Here is a 19,500-nt window from a genome sequence, read left to right as displayed (position 1 = left end):
CCCTGTGACGAAGCCCACAACGGCCCATTAGACACCCGTGCGCTGGCAAACGTGGGCAGAAACGCCGAAATTTGATATCAGTGTTTCTATTGGGGCTGGTGTGATTTCTGATGTGACTTACTGAAGCGGCACGGCCGTCGGCTTGATGGGCGCCGGCAGCGCCGTCGCACCCATCAGATACCGGTCCGCGCCCGCCGCGGCGGCCCTGCCCTCGGCGATCGCCCACACGATCAGCGACTGCCCGCGACCCATGTCGCCGGCAACGAACACACCGGGGACCGAGGTGTCGAAGTCGGCGCCGCGCGCGACGTTGCCGCGCTCGGTGAACTCGACGCCGAGGTCGGTGAGCAGGCCGGCCTTCTCCGGGCCGACGAATCCCATCGCCAGCAGCACCAGGTCGGCCTCGAGTTCGAAATCGGAACCCTCGACCTTGACGAACTTGCCGTCCTGCATCGTCACCTCGTGCGCCTTGAGCGCGGTGACGTGCCCGTCCTTGCCGACGAACTCCTCGGTGTTGACCGAGAACACCCGGTCGCCGCCCTCCTCGTGCGCCGCCGACACCCGGTACATCAGCGGGTAGGTCGGCCACGGGGTGGATTCGGCGCGTTCGTCCGGCGGACGCGGCATGATCTCGAACTGGTGCACCGCGACCGCGCCCTGCCGGTGCACGGTGCCCAGGCAGTCGGCCCCGGTATCACCGCCGCCGATGATGACGACCTTCTTGCCCTTGGCGGTGATCGGCGGCTGCCCGTCCGGACCGAGGACGTCGTCGCCCTCCTGCACACGGTTGGCCCAGGGCAGGAACTCCATCGCCTGGTGGATGCCGTCCAGTTCGCGTCCCGGAACGGGCAGGTCGCGCCAGGCGGTGGCGCCGCCGGCCAGCACCACCGCGTCGAAATCGGCGCGCAGCTGCTCGGCGGTGATGTCCACCCCCACGTTGACGCTGGTCTTGAATTCGGTCCCCTCGGCGCGCATCTGGTCCAGCCGCCGGTCCAGGACGCGCTTTTCCATCTTGAATTCCGGGATGCCGTAGCGCAGCAGCCCGCCGATGCGGTCGTCGCGCTCGAAGACGGTCACACTGTGGCCGGCGCGCGTCAGCTGCTGGGCGGCGGCCAGGCCCGCCGGGCCCGAGCCCACCACGGCGACCGACTTTCCGGTCAGCTTGTGCGGGGGCAGCGGCACCACGAAGCCTTCCTCGAAGGCCCGGTCGATGATGTCCAGCTCGATCTGCTTGATGGTCACCGGATCCTGGTTGATGCCGAGCACACACGCCGGCTCGCACGGCGCCGGGCACAACCGGCCGGTGAAGTCGGGGAAGTTGTTGGTGGCGTGCAGCCGCTCGATCGCGTCGCGCCAGCGGCCCCGGCGCACCAGGTCGTTCCACTCCGGGATCAGGTTGCCCAGCGGACATCCGTTGTGGCAGAAGGGAATACCGCAGTCCATGCAGCGGGTTGCCTGCTCCCGCAGGGTCTTCTCGTCGAAGTCTTCATAGACCTCGTTCCAGTCCCGCAACCGCAGCGGGACAGGCCGGCGCTTCGGCAATTCCCGATGCGTGTATTTCAGGAAGCCGGTCGGATCAGCCATGCGCGGCCGCCATGATCGCCTTGTCGACATCCACGCCGTCGCGCTCGGCTTCGGCGATGGCCTGCAGCACCCGCTTGTAGTCCCGCGGCATCACCTTGGCGAAATGCCGCTGCTGCCCGGGCCAGTCGGCCAGAATCCGCTGCCCGACGGCGGAATCCGTGGCATCGACGTGCGCCTGGATCGTGCCGTGCAGGTACTCGACGTCGTCCTCGTCGAGGCTCTCGAGCTCGACCATCTCGGCGTTGAGGTTCTGCGTGAATTCGCCGTCCGGGTCGTAGACGTAGGCGACGCCGCCGGACATGCCCGCCGCGAAGTTGCGGCCGGTGCGGCCGAGGATGACCACCTTGCCTCCGGTCATGTACTCGCAGCCGTGATCGCCGACGCCCTCGACCACCGCGTGCGCGCCGGAGTTGCGGACCGCGAACCGTTCGCCGACCACGCCGCGCAGGTAGGCCTCCCCGCTGGTGGCCCCGAACAGGATCACGTTGCCGCCGATGATGTTGTCCTCGGCGACATAGTCCGGCGGCGCGTTGTCGGACGGCCGCACCACGATCCGGCCACCCGACAGGCCCTTGCCGACGTAGTCGTTGGCGTCGCCGTAGACGCGCAGTGTGATCCCCCGGGGCACGAACGCGCCGAAGCTGTTGCCCGCCGATCCCTCGAAGGTGATGTCGATGGTCCCGTCCGGCAGGCCTTGGCCGCCATAGGCTTTCGTCAGCTCGTGGCCGAGCATGGTGCCGACGGTGCGGTTGACGTTGCCGATGGTGGTGGAGAACCGCACCGGCTTGCCCGAATCCAGCGCCTCGCGGCTCATCACGATCAGCTGCTGATCGAGCGCCTTGTCCAGGCCGTGATCCTGGCGCGAGCTGCAGTACAGGTCCTGGTTCATGAACGCCGACTCCGGCTCGTGCAGCACCGGCGTCAGGTCCAGCCGGTGCGCCTTCCAATGCGCCCGGGCCAGCGTGGTGTCGAGCGATCCCACCTGCCCCACGGCCTCGTTGAAGGTGCGGAAGCCCAACTGCGCCATGTACTCCCGGACTTCCTCGGCGATGAACATGAAGAAGTTCTCCACGAATTCGGGCTTTCCGGTGAACCTCTCCCGCAGCACCGGGTTCTGGGTGGCCACGCCGACCGGGCAGGTGTCGAGGTGGCACACCCGCATCATGATGCAGCCGGCGACCACCAGCGGCGCCGTGGAGAAGCCGAATTCCTCGGCGCCCAGCAGCGCGGCAATCATCACGTCGCGGCCGGTCTTGAGCTGGCCGTCCACCTGGACCACGATCCGGTCGCGTAAACCGTTGAGCAGCAACGTCTGCTGCGTCTCGGCCAGGCCCAGCTCCCACGGCGCGCCCGCGTGCTTCATCGACGTCAGCGGGGTCGCGCCGGTGCCGCCGTCGTGTCCCGAGATCAGCACCACGTCGGCGTGCGCCTTGGACACGCCCGCGGCCACGGTGCCCACGCCGTTCTCGGAGACCAGCTTCACGTGCACCCGCGCGGAGGGGTTGGCGTTCTTGAGGTCGTGGATCAGCTGCGCCAGGTCCTCGATGGAGTAGATGTCGTGGTGCGGCGGCGGCGAGATCAGCCCGACGCCGGGCGTGGAGTGCCGGACCTCGGCGACCCACGGGTACACCTTGTGGCCCGGAAGTTGTCCTCCCTCACCAGGTTTGGCGCCCTGCGCCATCTTGATCTGGATGTCGGTGCAGTTGGTCAGGTAGTGCGAGGTGACGCCGAACCTGGCCGAGGCGACCTGCTTGATCGCGCTGCGGCGCCAATCGCCGTTGGGGTCGCGATCGAAACGCCGGACGTCCTCGCCGCCCTCGCCGCAGTTCGAGCGGCCGCCCAGGCGGTTCATCGCGATGGCGAGCGTCTCGTGCGCCTCGGCGGAGATCGATCCGTAGCTCATCGCGCCCGTCGCGAAGCGCTTCACGATCTCGCTGGCGGGCTCGACCTCGTCGAGCGGAACCGGCGGGCGCACGCCCGCACGGAACTTCAGCAACCCGCGCAGCGACGCCATCCGCTCGCTCTGGTCGTCGACCAGGCGGGTGTAGTCCTTGAAGATCTTGTACTGGCCGGTGCGGGTGGCGTGCTGCAGCTTGAACACGGTCTCCGGGTTGAACAGGTGGTACTCACCCTCGCGGCGCCACTGGTACTCGCCGCCCACCTCGAGCTCGCGGTGGGCGCGCTCGTCGGGCCGGTCCAGGTACGCCAGCTGGTGCCGGGTGGCGACGTCGGCGGCGATGTCGTCCAGCGTGATGCCGCCGGTCGGGCAGCTCAGCCCGGTGAAGTACTCGTCGAGCACGTCCTCGGAGATGCCCACCGCCTGGAACAGTTGCGCGCCGGTGTAGGAGGCCAGCGTCGAAATGCCCATCTTGGACATCACTTTCAGCACACCCTTGCCGGCGGCCTTGATGTAGTTGTTCAGCGCGGTGTTGCGGTCGATCCCGTTCGTGCCGCCCTCGATGACGCCGCGGTCGAGCATGTCCTCGATCGACTCGAAGGCCAGGTACGGGTTGACCGCCGCGGCGCCGAAGCCGATCAGCATCGCCATGTGGTGAACCTCGCGGGCGTCACCGGATTCCACGACCAGACCTACGTGGGTGCGGGTGCGATCGCGCACCAGGTGGTGGTGCACCGCCGACACCGCCAGCAGCGACGGGATGGGCGCCATCGTGTCGTCGGACCCACGGTCGGACAGGATGATGACCCGCGCGCCGTCGGCGATCGCAGCCGAGGCCCGGGCCCGCACCTCGTCCAGCGCGGCCGCCAGCCCCGCACCGCCCTCGGCGACCGGGTACAGGCAGCGAATCACCTTGGAGCGCAAGCCGTGTGGCCGTCCGTTGACTTCGTCCTCGGGGTTGAGGTTGACCAGCTTGGCCAGCTCGAAATTCCGCAGAATCGGCTGCGGCAGCCAGATCTGGTGACAGGACAGCTCCGTCGGGGTGAGCAGGTCGCGCTCCCCGCCGGTGGTGGCCTGCAGGCTGGTCACCACCTCTTCGCGGATGGCGTCCAGCGGCGGGTTGGTCACCTGAGCGAACAGCTGGTGGAAGTAGTCGTAGAGCATCCGCGGCCGCTGCGACAGCACCGCCACCGGGGTGTCGGTGCCCATCGATCCGATCGGCTCGGCGCCGGTGCGGACCATCGGCGCCACCAACAGGTTGAGCTCCTCGTAGGTGTAGCCAAATGTCTGCTGCCGCCGGACAAGTCGCTCGTGCGGCATCCGCACGTACTCGCCCGCCGGCAGCTTGTCGATCGGGACCAGGCCCTTCTCGAGCCACTCCTGGTAGGGGTGCTCGGCGGCCAGCTCCGCCTTGATCTCCTCGTCGGAGACGATGCGGCCCTGCTTGGTGTCCACCAGGAACATCCGGCCCGGCTGCAGTCGCATCCGCTTCACCACCGTCGACGGGTCCAGGTCCAGCACGCCGGCCTCGGAAGCCATGACCACCAACCCGTCGTCGGTCACCCAGATCCGCGACGGACGCAGGCCGTTGCGGTCGAGCACCGCGCCCACGATGGTGCCGTCGGTGAAGGTCATCGACGCCGGGCCGTCCCACGGCTCCATCAGCGACGCGTGGTACTGGTAGAACGCCCGCCGCGCCGGGTCCATCGACTCGTTGCGTTCCCAGGCCTCGGGGATCATCATCAGCACCGCGTGCGGCAGGCTGCGCCCACCCAGGTGCAGCAGCTCCAGCGCCTCATCGAAGCGGGCGGTGTCGGAGCCACCCGGGGTGCAGATCGGGAACAGCTTCTCGACGTCGTCGTAGGACCCGAAGATGTCGGTGTGAAACAGCGCCTCGCGGGCGCGCATCCAGTTCTCGTTGCCGGTGACGGTGTTGATCTCGCCGTTGTGCGCGATGCGACGGTAGGGGTGGGCCAGCGGCCACGACGGGAATGTGTTCGTGGAGAACCGGGAGTGCACGATGCCCAGGGCGCTGGTCAGCCGATCGTCCTGCAGGTCAAGGTAAAACGCCTTGAGCTGCGGGGTGGTGAGCATGCCCTTGTAGACCAGCGTCTGGCCCGAGAGGCTGGGGAAGTAGACGGTTTCGCGGCCCGGTCCGTCCTGGCCCGGGCCCTTGGTGCCGAGCTCGTGCTCGGCGCGCTTGCGGACGACGTAGGCGCGGCGCTCCAGCGTCATGCCGGAGGCGCCCGCGATGAACACCTGCCGGAAGGTGGGCATCGCGTCGCGGGACAACGCGCCCAGCGACGAGTCGTCGGTCGGCACGTTTCGCCAGCCCAGCACCTGCAGGCCCTCGGACTCGGCGATCTTCTCCACCGCGGCGCAGGCGGCCGCGGCGTCTTTGGACGACTGCGGCAGGAACGCGATGCCGGTCGCGTAGCTGCCCGCCGCGGGCAGCTCGAAGTCCACGACCTCGCGCAGGAACGCGTCGGGGACCTGGATCAGGATGCCGGCGCCGTCGCCGCTGCGCGGCTCGGCGCCCTGAGCGCCACGGTGTTCGAGGTTGAGCAGCGCGGTGATCGCCTTGTCCACGATGTCGCGGCTACGGCGGCCGTGCATGTCGACGACCATGGCTACCCCGCACGAATCGTGCTCGAACGCGGGGTTGTACAACCCTACGCGCTTGGGCGTCATACGCACCTGACCCTTCACCAGAACTTTCTGCACGACCGTTGTCTGCGGCTCCGACGGGGCCGCACCCGGAGGTTGCGGGCTGAGCCCCTTCGGTCTTGTCGATAGGCTGTCCCCCAGGCGGAAGTGTTCCGGTCAGGGAATCGTCCGTGCTGCGCTGAACGGTGGCGAGTACCCGGTCTCGACAAGTCGTAAAACGATATGACAAAAACCGCCTGACATGCCAACTTCCCTAAGTCTAGCCTGGCGGCTACCGGCAGCGTAAATTCGCTGCGGGCGGCGTCCGGCACCGGCGCGACATGCTGTTTTGGTGCGGCTGATCGGCCGGCCACCCGCTCCGGTGCGCCGTGCCGCTCGCCACATCGCCGCGGGCCGCAGTTTGCTGCGGTTCCGCCCGGCGCAGCACAATGGCGCTGAGTGGCGTTTGCGCGGAATTGATGGGGTTCCAAGGCGACGCCGGAGGTGATACTGGACGGCGGCGGGACCGCGGGCCTCATCACTTTCGGGAGTTCGCCGTGGTCAGCCGCACACGCGACGATCGCTCGCATCGCACCGAGGAGCCCATGAACGAGCGCGACGAATTCTTGCGGAACCGCCTGCAGCCCGGCCGCCCCACCACCCCCGCGGCACGCCCGGGCGTCCCCCCGGCCCCGTCGAGACCCGCCGCGCCGCGCCCGCCGGCCCCGTCGGCCCCGTCGACCCCATCGGCCCCGCGCCCGCCCGCGCCGTCCCGGTTGCCGCCGCGACCCACCGCACCCGCGGCCCCCGTGACGGCGGAGCTGCCCGAGCGCGGCTGGCGCCGCATCCTCCGCCTGGTCACCTTCGGTCTGGTCAAGCCGGGCCCGTCGGCCGCGCAACGCGAGGAGGCGCAGTTCGAGGCGGCCATCCGGACCGGGCTGCGCGGCAACTACAAGGTCGGCGTGGTGGGCAAGGGCGGCGTGGGGAAGACGTCGGTCGCCGCCAGCGTCGGATCGCTTCTCGCCGAGCTCCGCCCGCAGGATCACGTGGTGGCGATCGACGCCGACACCGCCTTCGGCCGGCTGAGCAGCCGCATCGACCCGCACTCGACGGCCTCCTTCTGGGAAATCACGTCGGACAAGAACCTGCGCTCCTTCACCGACGTCATCGAGCGGGTCGGCCGCAATTCCACCGGGCTGCACGTGCTGGCCGGCGAACCGGCGTCCGGCCCGCGGCGGGTGCTGGATCCCGCGATCTACCGGGAGGCCGCGTTGCGGCTGGACCGCCATTTCACCATCTCGGTCATCGACTGCGGCTCGACCATGGACTCGCCGGTCACCCAGGAGGTGCTGCGCGACCTGGACGCGCTGATCGTGGTCTCGTCGCCGTGGGCCGACGGCGCCTCCGCGGCCGCCAGGACGATTCAATGGCTGTCGGATCAGGGCATGGCGGAGCTGTTGCGCCACACCATCGTGGTGCTCAACGACTCCGACGGCCACGCCGACAAGCGCACCCGGGAATTGCTGGCGCGCGAGTTCATCGAGCACGGGCAGCCCGTCGTCGAGGTGCCGTTCGACCCCCACCTGCGGCCCGGCGGCGTCATCGACGTCACCCACGAGATGGCCTCGGCGACGCGCCGCAAATTTTTGCAGGTAACCGCAACGGTCGCAGGGTATTTCGCCGCGCGGCCCGGTCGCGATCGCCGGCCGGACACGGACGGGAGCTGAGCCCCGGGTACCGCTACGCCCGCGGGGCGGCTCCGGCCCGGGCCGACGGGTCGGCGATCGCTTCGATCTTCGTGACGAGGCGGCCCCGGATGGTCAGCACGATCGCGGCGAAGAGCCGGCGCTGCGCGAACGCCAACAGCACCGGTTGCCCGGCCGGACCGCTCACCAGCGTGACTTCCGGCCCCAGGTAGCGCAGCAGGTTGGTGGCCACCGCGTGCGGCCCGTGGTTGACCTGCGGGGGCGGCGCCGGGTCGGCGAGGACCGTGCCCACCCCCCAGACCGTCGGGTCCAGCACCGCGGTCAACGCGGCGATGTCGCCGTTGGCGCACGCCGTGATGAACCTCTCGGTGACGAGCTGGTGCTCGGCGGAGGCCACCTCGCCCAATTTCGGCCGGGCCGTGCCGAATTTGGCCCGCGCGCGCCGCGCCAGCTGGCGGCAGGTGCCGACGGGGCGGCCCACCGTTTCCGCGATCGTGTCGAACGGGACGCCGAACACGTCGTGCAGCACGAACGCCACCCGCTCACCGGGGCTGAGCCTGCGCAGGACCTCCAGCAACGCGGCGCGGACCTCGTCGTCGAGGGTGACCCGGTCGGCCGGATCAAGCTGCGGCGACGACGACTGCTGGTCGACCTCACCCGGCCGTTCGTAGCGCGTGCGCGCCGAGCGCACCTGGTCGAGGCACAGCCGGCTGGTGACCACGGTCAGCCAGCCGCGGACATCGTCGATCTCGTCCACGTCGGCGCGGGACAGCCGCAGAAACGCTTCCTGCGCAACGTCTTCGGCGTCACCGACGTCACCGATGATCTGGTATCCGAGGTTGACCAGATACGGACGGTGCTGACGCCACGCCTCGGTGATCCGGTCATCCGCCTGGGACTGATCCATGAACCTTCGACGATCCGATGCCGCAAAAAGTTACGCGTTTGCGGTTGTAACTTTCCCACCTTTCGCGCCGTCCTTGGTGAAAAGCCGTCAAAGGACACCCGAAGGGAAGCACATCATGACGATCGTCGTAACCGGGGCAACCGGCAATGTCGGGCGGCCGCTGGTCGCCGAACTCGCCGCCGCGGGCGCACGCGTCCGGGCGGTCACCCGCTCACCCGGGACGGCCGCCTTCCCGCCTTCCGTCGAGGTGGTCGGATCGGCGACCGACGGTCTGACGGGAGCGTCCGCGGTATTCCTCAACTCCCGCGCGCTCGGAGCCGAGCTGGCCTCCGTCGTCGCCGAGTGCGTGGCCGCCGGGGTCGGCAAGCTGGTGGCGCTGTCGGCCATCAACGCCGACGACGACTTCTCCCGGCAGCCGTCGCGCTTTCGCGGCGACCGCAACCGGGAGGTCGAGCAGCTCGCGGTCGACTCCGGCCTGGCGTGGGTGAGCCTGCGCCCCACGGTCTTTGCGACGAACTTCGCCGGCATGTGGGCGGCGCAGATCCGCGCCGGCGACGTGGTGGCCGGGCCGTACGCCGCGGCGTCGACGGCGCCGATCGTCGAGAGCGACATCGCGGCCGTCGCGGCGCGGGCGCTGCTCACCGACGACCTCGTCGGCCAGCGCGTGCCGCTGACCGGCCCGCAGGCCTTCACCAACACCGAGCTGGTGAATGTCATCGGCGCGGTCCTGGGCCGCCGGCTGCAGTACCGGGAGATGCCGGCCGAGGCGGTGCGGCAGCGGTTCGTCGGCCTGGGTTTCGGCGCCGGGTTCGCCGACGCCTACATGGCCATGCTCGCCGAGACCCTCGACAAGCCCGCCCTGGTCACCCATGACGTCGAGAAGATCCTGGGCCGGGCGGCGACGCCGTTCGCGCGCTGGGTGTCGGCGCACCGCTACCTGTTCGAGAAGTAGACCCCCGCACACAAAGGAGCTCTGAAATGTCGCAACCGCGCCCGCCGCGCTACCTCAAGCCGATGAACAAGTTCATGATGGCGGTGCAGCGCCTCGGGATACCGACGGGTCCCGCCATGGTGCTGACCGTGCCCGGCCGCAAGTCGGGCCAGCCGCGCAGCACCCCGATGACGCCGTTCGAGTTTCGGGGCGGCCTCTACGTGGTGGCCGGCTATCCGGGCGCCGACTGGGCGGCCAACGCCCGCGCCGCGGGCACCGGCACGCTCGCCCGGGGCCGGCGATCGCGGCGGGTCAGAATCGTCGAGCTCGACGCCGACGAGGCGCGTCCGGTGCTGCGCGCCTTTCCCACCGAGGTGCCCGTCGGCGTGGCGTTCGCGAAGCGCTCGGGAATGGTGCGCGACGGCACGCCCGACGAGTTCGAGGCGCTGGCGGGCCGGCTCGCGGTCTTCCGGTTCGAGCCGGCCTGAGCCCGCTTGACGTCGCTCAAAGCGCTATCGGCACATGCTTTTCCGCGCACGCGTCCTTGACCGCGGCGATCACGTCCTGGGTGCGTAACGCCTGCAGGTCCTCGACGGTCACCGAGCCCTTGTCGGTGCGGTGCTGGGCCGCCACCCGCGAGTCGCGCAACCGCTCGGCGCGTTCGACGACGTTTCGGGCGAACCGTCCGTTGTGCATGACGTCGATGCCGTGCTCGCCGTTGGGCGCGTGGTAGGCGCGCAGGGTCGCGCACGCCGCCTTCAGCGCCTCGCCCGCGGCGGGCTCGAGCACCGTAGCGCGCGGCTTGCCATAGCGGACCGCGATCTCGACGAGCTCGTCGGGCGTGTAGGACTCGAAGCGCAGCTTGCGATTGAACCGCCCCGCCAGACCCGGGTTCACCGTGAGGAACTCGTCGACCTCGCGCTCGTATCCCGCGCCGATGAAACAGAAGTCGAAGCGGTGCACCTCGAGCGCCACCAGCAGCTGGTTGACGGCCTCCATGCCGATCATGTCCGGCCGGCCGTCCTGGTGGCGCTCCACCAGCGAGTAGAACTCGTCCATGAACAGGATGCGGCCCAGCGACCGGCTGATCAGCTCGTTGGTCTTCGGACCCGACGCGCCGATGTGTTCCCCGCAGAAGTCGGCCCGCTTGACCTCGATGATCTCCGGATGCCGCACGATGCCCAGCCCGGCGTAGATCTTTCCCAGCGCCTCGGCGGTGGTGGTCTTGCCGGTGCCGGGCGGCCCGACCAGCAGCATGTGGTTGGTCTGGTTGGCCACCGGCAACCCGGCGGCCAGGCGCAGCGCGCGAACCTCGATCTGGTCCTCAAGCTCGGCGACCGCCCGTTTGACCTCGGCCAGTCCCACCTGGTTGTCGAGCAGCGCGCGTCCCTCCCGCAGCAGTTCGCTGCGCCGCTCCTGGTGCTCGGACTCCTGGCGCTGCTGCTCGGACAGCTCGGTGCTCACGTCCCACTTGTTCGTCCGGCTCCTGATGGCCTCCTCGTCGGTGACCACCAGCTGCAGCGCGGGGTCGGCCAACGCCTGTTTGGCCGACTCGATCAGCGCGCCGTTGATGGTCGCCTTCGAGAGCCACACCTGCGCCTTGTTCTCCTCGCCGAGTTGGCGATGCGCCATCCCCCGCACATACGCCAGGTCGGCGGCGATCAACGGGAAGTCGTTGGGATCGATTGCGGTGACGGCGGTTTCGAGATGCTGGCGGCGGGCCTCCGTCGGGCCGCCGTAGCCGCTGCGCAGCTCGACGCGGTCGGTCCACTCCAGCGCGACGCGCCCCTGCCCCAGATGGGCGGCGGCGTGGGCGGCCAGGGTGCAGGTCGCCGCGGTGACCGCCGACATGATGATGGCCTGCGGCGGCAGGACCCCCGCCGCGACCGCGATCACGTCCGGCCAGCGTTGCGTGGCGAACATCAGGTAGGCCTCGATGTATTGCTGCCACTGGTGGTTCTCCCAGCTGTCCAGCAGGGCCGAATCCTTCAGCAGCGCTTCGGCTTTCTCGTACTGCCGGTCATCGATGAGCGCGCTGGCCAGCGCCAGGCCGGCGTGCGAGGCCTCGGTCACCGAGATCGACAGGTACGGCCCGGCTTTGATGGGTGCCGACAGGCGCGCGCCGAGCCGGTTGGTCTCCCGGTGCAGCCGGGCGCCGTAGGTGTAAAGCTGCTGGACGGTCGACAGCGATTCGTCACCCGCGGCGATGCGGCCCAGCCAGGCGTCGGCCATCGACGGGTCGATCTCCGTCGCCTCCCGGAACCGCGCCTCGGCGCCCGCGGGGTCGGTGTCGAGCAACGTCATCGCCTGATCGAACACCTTGCGCGCGGCGGCGGGCGTGGTGCTGCTGGTCATTGTGTATCCACCGCTTCGAGCTCAGAGCTTCGCAAAACCGTCGGTTCCGACGATACGTAACGGTTCTCGGCGCGGAACAACTCCACCTCCACGGTGTGCACCTGCCCGTCGGTCCGGACCTCCACCGTCGCCGGGCCCACCTGGGTGATGAGCACGTTGGCGGTCCCGCGGTACGGCTCGCCCGGCTCACCGACCGAGATCAGCGTGTTCGGCCGCGGGGCGGGCGTGAGCGTGCCGTCGACGACGCTGACCGTCGTGCCCGACACCGGCTTCGCCTGGTCGCTCACCGCGATGTCCGGCATGCGAACGGTGGCCCACCGCTGCATGTTTCGCGTGTGCACCGTGATCCGCTCGCCGGCACCCGCCATGCGGATGATGAACCGCTTGGCGAGCGCGTCCTCCGCGGCGATGTGCACCCGGCTGAACTCCCCCGCGTCGTCCAACGGCAGCAGCAGCCGGTTTCCCCCGGCGACCTTGCCGAGCAGCACGCCCGACGGCCCGATCGGGACCACCAGCGGGCGGTCCAGCGATCCCCGGCGCACGCCACGCAGCGCCGGCAGCGGACCACACAGGTTGGCGGCGATGGCCAGCGCCTGCTGCCCGAGCAACGTGTGCAGCATCGTGCTGAGCGGGGCGGTCGGCTGTTGCGCGGTGCGCACCGTCACAGTGGCGGTGACTGTTCCCGAGCCGAAAAGCGTGACGTTCTGGATGATCCCGTCGGCGCGCGCCGACCAGACGTGGGCCAGCTTCTCCGCGGTGATGTCGCGCGGCGCGTACCAGTAGGTGGTGAGCCAGCCGCTGTCGCCGCGCACCGATCGCCAGCGCCGATTGGACACCTCCAGCGCCGACCGGCCCAGCCGCCGCTCCATCTCGACGATGTCGGTGGCCGTGGCGACCCGCGCCCGGATTCCCTGCTGCCGCATGGCCGCACAGATCCGCTGCGCGGCCGCGAGCGTCGCGGTGCCCACCGAGGCCCGCGCCCGCAGCGCCTCCACATTGTCGAGGACCGACGTCCGCACGATCAGCCAGGTCTCGCGCTGACCAGCGTACGGCGGCGTCCCGATCAGCGTGTCGTACACGCGCGGGTAGTCGCCCGTGCTGCGCCGCCGGGCCCCGGCACTGACCACGCTGAGCGAACCGATCCTCAGGCCGAGGCTCTGCTGCAGCAGCGGCTTGAGATCGGTGATGTCGAAGGCGTTCTCGGTGTAGGTCGAGGTCGACCCGGTGAACAGGGTGGGGGTGTGCGGCTTCCCGAGCAGTTGCACCGCGGCCACCGCGACGCCGTCCTGGTATCGAACCCCGCCGCCGGCGCGGTCGTTGGCCACCGTGAGCGGCTCGGTCCACTCGATGGGCCGACGGCGCCGCAACCACAGCGCCAGCCACGACCACACCGGCTGCCCCCGCCAGCGAACGACGCCGATCGCCGTCCCGAGCACCAAACCGGCTGTGGCGCCGCCGTATCCACCGACCGCCCACCCGGCGAGGACGGTGACGAAGATGCCGGCGATGATCGTCAGCCTCGTCGCGGCGCTCATCGCTCCCGCCGCGCCCGGAAGATCAGCGACGCCACCGCGATGGCGGCCGCGACGACACCGGCGAATATCAACGCCATGTCGCGGGCGCGATGGTCCGGCGGCGGTGGCGGCGGCGCCGGATGGACCAGACGGCTCTGCGCGGCCGGTGGAAGCCGTTCTCCCGCAGGCACATCGAAGGTCAGCGCGGCCACCGGGTCCACCACGCCGTAGCCGACCTGGTTGTCGACCCCGCGCGGCGGATTGTGCGCCGTCTGCAGGATCCGGTTGATGATCTGGTGTGCGGACAGCGCGGGGTATTTCGCGCGCACCAGTGCGGCCACACCGCTGACGTAGGCCGCCGAGAAGCTGGTCCCCCAGAACGGCATGTTCTTCTCGCCCGGGCGAATCGGCGGGTAGGCGTTCGCCGGTCCCCCCGTATCCGGGGACAAGCCCATGATCCCCACGCCGGGCGCCGCGGCGGCGACCCACGGCCCGGCCAGGCTCTTGCTGATCGGTGCGCCCGTGTTGTCCACCGCGCCCACCGACAGCACGTAGTCGGAGAACCACGACGGCGACGACACCGTCTTGACCTGGTGCCAGTCGCGCGGATCCGACGCGCTCAGCGGATCGAAGGACGGGTTTTGCGCGCAGTCGTCCTCGCTGTCATTGCCCGCCGCCGCGACCACCACCGCGTCCTTGACGGTGGCGGCGTACCACACCGCCGCGCCGATGGCGCCCTGATCCAACGGATCGGCGGCCGAAACACAAGCCGTCACACTGACATTGATCACCTTCGCGCCCATGTTCGCGGCGTGCACGATGGCGCTGGCAAGCGACGCGATGGTGCCGGCCTTCTTGCGTCCCTCCAGGCCGCCGGGACCGGGGTTGACCGGTTCGTAGGCCCGCGAGGACTGCCGGATGGAGATGATCACCGCGTGCGGCGCGACGCCGACGATTCCGTCGGGTGCCCCCGGCGGCGGGGGCGGCACCTCGGGATCGTCGGGCTGGTTCGGCGCCGGGTCACCCGGCCCGTTCGACGGCACATCCGGGGGCGGGGGCGGCGGGGGCGGCGCCGGCACCACCTGGGTGATCGTCACCGGCGGGGGCGGTGGCGGCGGTGCGGGCGGCGGCGGCGGTCCGCCGGGCGGTGGCGGACCCGCGTCGGTGGGCGGCGGCCCGGCCGGCGGCGGGAAGGCCGGGGCGCTGGGCATCGGTGCGGGCATCGGAATGCCTTGCGGCGCAGCCCCGATCACCGACCCCACGATGCTCCCGTGCGCGTCGCAGTCCGTCAGCCCGTCGCCGCCCATGATGTAGTCGCCGCCGGCGACGACCGGCAGCCGGCGGTTCGGGTTGATGCCGGTGTCGATGACGGCGACCGGCACCCCGTTACCGGTCGAGTACTGCCACGCCTTGCTGATGTTGAGCATCGTGAACCCGGGCGCGGGCAGGGCGACGTTCGGGTCGGCGACGGTGATCGTGCGGGCGCACGCGAAGCTCTGCCGCATCGGCTGATCCGGGCCCGGCTTCCCGTCGGCCGGCACCCTGCCGGGATCGACGATGGGCGGCGGAATCGCCTGCGCCGCGGGAAGGCTCGCCAACGCGGCGACGAGCAGGCTCGCCAGCGTGGCCGCACCGGCGCGCCGCGCCGCGGCCCGTCGAGCACCGCCGGCCCCGAGACCGGTCATCGCATCCGCACCCAGGTGAACAATCCGCCGATCCACGCCGCCAGCGGCAGGGCCGCGATGATCGCGGCGATCTCCACCCACTCGGCGATCATCCGCACCAGCGGGGTGAACCTGGTGATCGGCACCAGCAGCGCCGCCAGCAGGCCGGCGCCGCCGAACGCGGCCAACACCAGGGCGCCCCACAACACGGCGTACTGCGCCGAGGCGGGCTCGTGCACAACGTATTTGACGACGCCGACGCACATCGCGGCGGCGGCGCCGCACACCAGGGCGATGGCCTGCCGCTTGTCGGCGAACGCGCGGCCGCGGCTGATGAAGATCACCACGAACAGTCCCGCCAGCACCGCGGCGGCCACGCTCTTGCCGCGGCCCGGCATCAGCGTGGCCCACACCGCGGCCGGCAGCGTCAGCCCGGCGCCCACGCAGATTCCGGTCAGCACGTTGTTCGCTCGGGTCGCCGCCGCGGCGATCAGCTCACCGCGCGGCGTGGTGTCCGGGTTCGCCTCCTCGTCGGCCCCCTCTTCCACCGGCGCCACCGCGTCGACGGGCAGTCCGGCGCTGCGCCGGAACAGGTCGCGCCCGGTGATCGACCCGAAGTACGGCGGCCGGATCCGCGCCACCCACAGCGCGATCGTGGGGGCCATGGTCAGCAGCAGCAGCAACGCGACCAGGGTGCACATCCCGAGCCACTGGGCGGGAATCGGCCACCACATGCGCGCCGCGGCCGCCGTCCCGCCGAGGACCAACACCGTCACCGCCGTCGCCGCCACGTTGGCGTGGCGCCCCGTCACCGCCGCGATCCCGCAGGTCAGCACCGCGGCCGCCAGCGCCGCGATGAACACGTGCGCGGAGCCCAGCCGCCCGGGCGCTCCGCACGCGACGCCCGTCGACAGCAGCGGCAGCGCGAGCCAGCCGAGCCCGTCGACCATGTCGGTGCGATCCGGCCACCAGCGCCACACCGCGGCGGCGCCACCTGCGGCGAGCAGACCGGCCGCCCCGGTCACGATGCAGGGTAGCAACGAGTCGGTCGAAAGGCGTTGGCGCAGGGCCAGTCCCACCACCGTCGCGCAGACCATCGCGAGGATGACCAGCGCCACGCGGGCCGCCGTTTGGACGGTGACCGGCTCGAAGAGTCTCTTGCCCATGCGGGCCAGCCCGGTGGACAGCGACTCGTATTGCGGCTCGAACGACTCGCCGTCCACCGCGGGCACCAGCGCCAGCGTGGCGCCGTCCTCGACGCCCAACTCGTCGAGCGTCTTGGTGACGTCCAGCCGCACGCCGTTGGCCTTGTGCAGCTCGTACCCGACGCCGGGCTCGAGCCCGTTCAGGCCGCGGCGCTTGAGCTCATCGTTGAGCAGCTCGACGACGTTGTCGATGAACACCTCGATCGGCACCGACGCCGGGTACACCTGCGAAACGAGGTGCTCGCCACAGACCACCGCAACCGCACAGCGCGCCGGGAACGACACCTTCGCCATTAGTGCGGCCTATCGGCATCTGGAATGTATTTGTCGGCCAACGCCGCGGTGATCTCGAACAGCCGCAATCGGGTCTTCTTCTTCAACTCGTGCTGCGTGTCGATGATCCCGCCCTTCGCGAGATACGAGTCGTACGGCATGAATTCGACGGTGGCGCCGGATTGCGCGAATCGCTCGGTGAGGTAGGCGCGCGCCTCCGCGTCGTATTTGTCGCGGCTGTCGTTGAGGATGACCATGCTGCGGGACACCAGCTCGTGATAACCCATCGACCGCAACAGGTCGATCGCGCGGGTGACGGGCAGCGAGGTGTCGGCCGTCAGGCCGGAGACGAAAACCAGCGTGTCGCACGCGTCGAGCACCGCCTTCATCACCGGATGCTCCAGGTCGTCGGAGGTGTCCACCACGATGACTGTGTGGGTGCGGCGCAGCCGGGCCAGCACCCCGGTGAACATCGAAGCCACCAGCGGCCGCGGCTGATCCGACGCCCGGTTGCCGGCCAGCACGTCGAGGCCGATGCTGTTCTGCCCCAAGTGTTCTCGGATGTCCGCGTAGCCCTGCACATCGGTGTCGTTGAGTACGGCCGTGTAATCGCCCGGCGGGTTTTCGTCGATCCGCCCGGCCAGCGTCCCGAAGCCCGGGGCCGCATCGATGGCCACCACGTTTTCGGGCCGGCATTCGCGGAACACCGCGCCGATGCAGGCGGTCATGGTGGTCTTTCCGACGCCGCCCTTGCCCGATACCACCCCGATCACGTACTGCTTGCGGATGTGCCGGCGAATCCGCTCCTGCAATTCCCGATAATGCCTTTCGGCGGGCGATTCGCCGAAGTTGATGGCACGAAAAGACGCCCGGTAGACGAATTTGCGCCAACCCCCGCCCGGCGGAATTTTCCGCGGCGCGACCATGTCGGAGATGCGTAAGGTGCCCGATACCGAATCCGGGTTTTGGTAGCGAGGCGAGGTCGCTTCTCGCCGAGTGGGTCCGCCCTGCTCCGGTGAATTGGATGAGGCCGTCCACGGATTTGTCACGGCGCCGATGCAATCATTTACGCGATACCTCTCGACTTACACAACTTTTCGGTACGAATACCATTCCCGCTCGGCCGGCAAACGCCGCACCATGTGGTTGATGGCCGAGGCGACGCGGCCCTTGGTCCCCGGGGCGACGATCATCCACTGCTTGCCCGCGGTGCTGACCTGTTCGACGACCAGCCGCCCCTCCGGCGTGTCGATGATAGTCACCCCGCCCTGCTCGATGAACGTCCGCGTCGGCCGGCCGGTGTCCACCCCGGCCTGGATCGCGACGATCGAGGCCTGCGCGGAGCGGGCGGGATCGGCGGCCAGCTCGAGCATGTGGAGCTGATCGGGCTCGAGGCCTTGCCGCCGGAAGAATCCGCGCACGTCCTCCAGGCTGGCCGCGGCGGCGCGCATCGCTTCGGCGTCCAGGGTCACGGGCCTCAGGGTCGCGGGTGTGTTGCCGCCGCACAGCCGCTCGATCTGCGCGTTCAGCGCCGAGCTGGCCGAGCCTTCGTTGCTCGCGATCCCGGCCCCGCTGATCCGGACGATGTCGGCCGACCGTTCCAGCGCCACCCACCATTGCGCAAACCTGGCGAGCACCACCCGCGGCGGGTCGTCATCGTCGGGTATGCGGAAGTACATGATCAGGCCGACGTCGCGGCGAGCCAGGACGGTCAGCCACTCCAGCACCGTGCTGTCCACGGCGCCCGACTCGTCGATCACCCCGGCGGCCAGCAGCTCGGCGGCCACCGGGTGCTGCAACGCCATCGTCTTGGGCTCGACGCTGGGCAGGTGCGGCCGCAACCCCAGCTCGGGGGCCAGCACCTCGATACCGCTGAGGACCTGAAGGGCCCACAGCCCGTCCAATGTGGTGGTTAACACGCTTTTCCCTTGACGCAGACCCTGGGGGCGCACGCGTCCGCGTACGCCCCCATCAAGCCGTTAGCGCGCGGCCAGAGGCTAGAGAAAGAAGTTCTGCATCGCCATGTCGGTGCCGATAGCGTCCTGATGCACGCTGTCCACCGTGTGGCCGTGCAGGCTGACGGTCTGGATCAGGCCCTCCAGCCCGTGCAGCATCTGCTGTTGCGCGTCGAAGAACGCGGTCGCGCCCTGACCCTGGAAGAAGTCGGCCAGCGCCTGGGTGAGGTGCAGGACGTCGCCGTGGATCTCCATCAGCTGGGCGGCCTGCGTGCCGATGTCGCCGGACAGGCCGCTGACGGCGGCGTGGTTGTAGACGATGTGATCTGTCATGTCGGTATTTCCTTACTCGTAAAAGCGCGTGGGGTGGGTTGACTTAGGTCGACTGCGTGCCGGCGCCGAACAGGCCCGCGAGGTTGTGGGACGAGTCGGCCTCGTGGTTTTCCATCAGCGTCGCGGCCTGACCGAGGCCGTGCGCCAACCGGTTGCCGCCGTTCATCGCCTGCTGCAGGTCGTGGCTGATCTGACCGGCGGTGTTCAGCGACGTCGACCCCGCCTGGCCGGACCACCCCGTGGCGCTGACGATGTTCTCGTGGCCGCTCAAATACTGATTGACGATCGCGGCCGCCTCTTGCAGTCGCGTCTCGATCCGTTGCTGTGTGCTACGCAGGAGCTCCGGCGTAACGACGGTGCTGCTTGGCATGCGTTTCTCCCTCGATTTCTAGGCTCTCCCCGGGCCGGGATATGTAGCAGTCTAGACAGCAATCGATGGCTGTCACTTCAGTTCGTTTATTTACTCCACAGGGGCTGAGCTGGGCGTTCGCCCAAACGACGGTAACGCCATGTCAGAAGCGGCGAGCGGA

The 19,500-nt window shown here is 69.7% G+C and carries 14 protein-coding genes; 3 read left to right on the top strand and 11 right to left on the bottom strand.

Features of this window, described 5'->3' with window-relative positions; genetic code table 11:
- Nucleotides 1-117 precede the first annotated feature (117 nt).
- Entirely contained in the window at nt 118-1,584 is a 1,467-nt protein-coding gene (locus AC5Y6X_RS16595; protein ID WP_499987589.1) for a glutamate synthase subunit beta, read from the bottom strand.
- Nucleotides 1,577-6,172 carry a glutamate synthase large subunit gene (gene gltB / locus AC5Y6X_RS16590; protein ID WP_499987741.1) on the bottom strand — a complete coding sequence of 1,532 codons (4,596 nt, stop codon included), beginning with the start codon at nt 6,170-6,172 and terminating at the stop codon, nt 1,577-1,579. The genes AC5Y6X_RS16595 and gltB overlap by 8 nt, the downstream gene beginning before the upstream one ends.
- A 560-nt stretch (nt 6,173-6,732) precedes the next feature.
- Here gltB and AC5Y6X_RS16585 point away from each other — a divergent pair.
- A complete protein-coding gene (locus tag AC5Y6X_RS16585; RefSeq protein ID WP_499987740.1) occupies nt 6,733-7,854 on the top strand; it encodes a MinD/ParA family ATP-binding protein in 1,122 nt (373 codons plus the stop codon).
- A gap of 13 nt (nt 7,855-7,867) precedes the next feature.
- Here the strand turns inward: AC5Y6X_RS16585 and sigI are convergent, their stop codons facing one another.
- Complete coding sequence (gene sigI / locus AC5Y6X_RS16580; RefSeq protein ID WP_499987587.1) at nt 7,868-8,740, bottom strand: RNA polymerase sigma factor SigI; 873 nt, start codon at nt 8,738-8,740, stop codon at nt 7,868-7,870.
- Nucleotides 8,741-8,855: 115 nt separating this feature from the next.
- Here sigI and AC5Y6X_RS16575 point away from each other — a divergent pair, with 115 nt between their 5' ends.
- Both AC5Y6X_RS16575 and AC5Y6X_RS16570 read left to right on the top strand, forming a co-directional pair.
- Complete coding sequence (locus AC5Y6X_RS16575) at nt 8,856-9,692, top strand: NmrA family NAD(P)-binding protein (RefSeq protein ID WP_499987586.1); 837 nt, start codon at nt 8,856-8,858, stop codon at nt 9,690-9,692.
- Nucleotides 9,693-9,718: 26 nt separating this feature from the next.
- The gene (locus AC5Y6X_RS16570) at nt 9,719-10,159 is read left to right on the top strand and encodes a nitroreductase family deazaflavin-dependent oxidoreductase (RefSeq protein ID WP_499987584.1); all 441 of its coding nucleotides are present in this window, start codon (nt 9,719-9,721) and stop codon (nt 10,157-10,159) included.
- Nucleotides 10,160-10,175: 16 nt separating this feature from the next.
- On the opposite strand, the gene eccA is transcribed toward AC5Y6X_RS16570, so the two are convergent.
- The 8 genes from eccA to AC5Y6X_RS16530 form a co-directional block, all read right to left on the bottom strand.
- On the bottom strand, nt 10,176-12,026 hold the full coding sequence (gene eccA / locus AC5Y6X_RS16565; protein WP_499987582.1) for a type VII secretion AAA-ATPase EccA: 1,851 nt from the start codon (nt 12,024-12,026) through the stop codon (nt 10,176-10,178).
- Nucleotides 12,023-13,561: a type VII secretion protein EccE gene (gene eccE / locus AC5Y6X_RS16560; RefSeq protein WP_499987581.1), complete on the bottom strand. Its 1,539-nt coding sequence runs from the start codon at nt 13,559-13,561 to the stop codon at nt 12,023-12,025. The genes eccA and eccE overlap by 4 nt, the downstream gene beginning before the upstream one ends.
- Nucleotides 13,558-15,225 (bottom strand): type VII secretion-associated serine protease mycosin, encoded by a 1,668-nt coding sequence (gene mycP, locus AC5Y6X_RS16555; RefSeq protein WP_499987579.1) that lies wholly within the window; start codon nt 15,223-15,225, stop codon nt 13,558-13,560. Before mycP ends, eccE begins: the two co-directional genes overlap by 4 nt.
- The gene (gene eccD, locus AC5Y6X_RS16550) at nt 15,222-16,703 is read right to left on the bottom strand and encodes a type VII secretion integral membrane protein EccD (protein WP_499987578.1); all 1,482 of its coding nucleotides are present in this window, start codon (nt 16,701-16,703) and stop codon (nt 15,222-15,224) included. The genes mycP and eccD overlap by 4 nt, the downstream gene beginning before the upstream one ends.
- Nucleotides 16,703-17,731, bottom strand: coding sequence for a MinD/ParA family ATP-binding protein (locus AC5Y6X_RS16545; protein ID WP_499987576.1), 1,029 nt, complete (start codon nt 17,729-17,731; stop codon nt 16,703-16,705). The genes eccD and AC5Y6X_RS16545 overlap by 1 nt, the downstream gene beginning before the upstream one ends.
- Before the next feature lie 36 nt (nt 17,732-17,767).
- Complete coding sequence (locus AC5Y6X_RS16540) at nt 17,768-18,601, bottom strand: ESX secretion-associated protein EspG (protein WP_499987574.1); 834 nt, start codon at nt 18,599-18,601, stop codon at nt 17,768-17,770.
- A 78-nt stretch (nt 18,602-18,679) separates the two neighbouring features.
- Complete coding sequence (locus tag AC5Y6X_RS16535) at nt 18,680-18,970, bottom strand: WXG100 family type VII secretion target (RefSeq protein WP_324675825.1); 291 nt, start codon at nt 18,968-18,970, stop codon at nt 18,680-18,682.
- A 43-nt stretch (nt 18,971-19,013) separates the two neighbouring features.
- Nucleotides 19,014-19,340, bottom strand: a complete 327-nt coding sequence (locus AC5Y6X_RS16530) for a WXG100 family type VII secretion target (protein WP_324675823.1) — start codon at nt 19,338-19,340, stop codon at nt 19,014-19,016.
- Nucleotides 19,341-19,500: the final 160 nt, after the last annotated feature.

The organism is Mycobacterium sp. NGS26 (assembly GCF_059813025.1).
The sequence above is the reverse complement of the archived record's forward strand: the minus strand, read 5'-3'. Positions and strand labels throughout refer to the sequence as shown.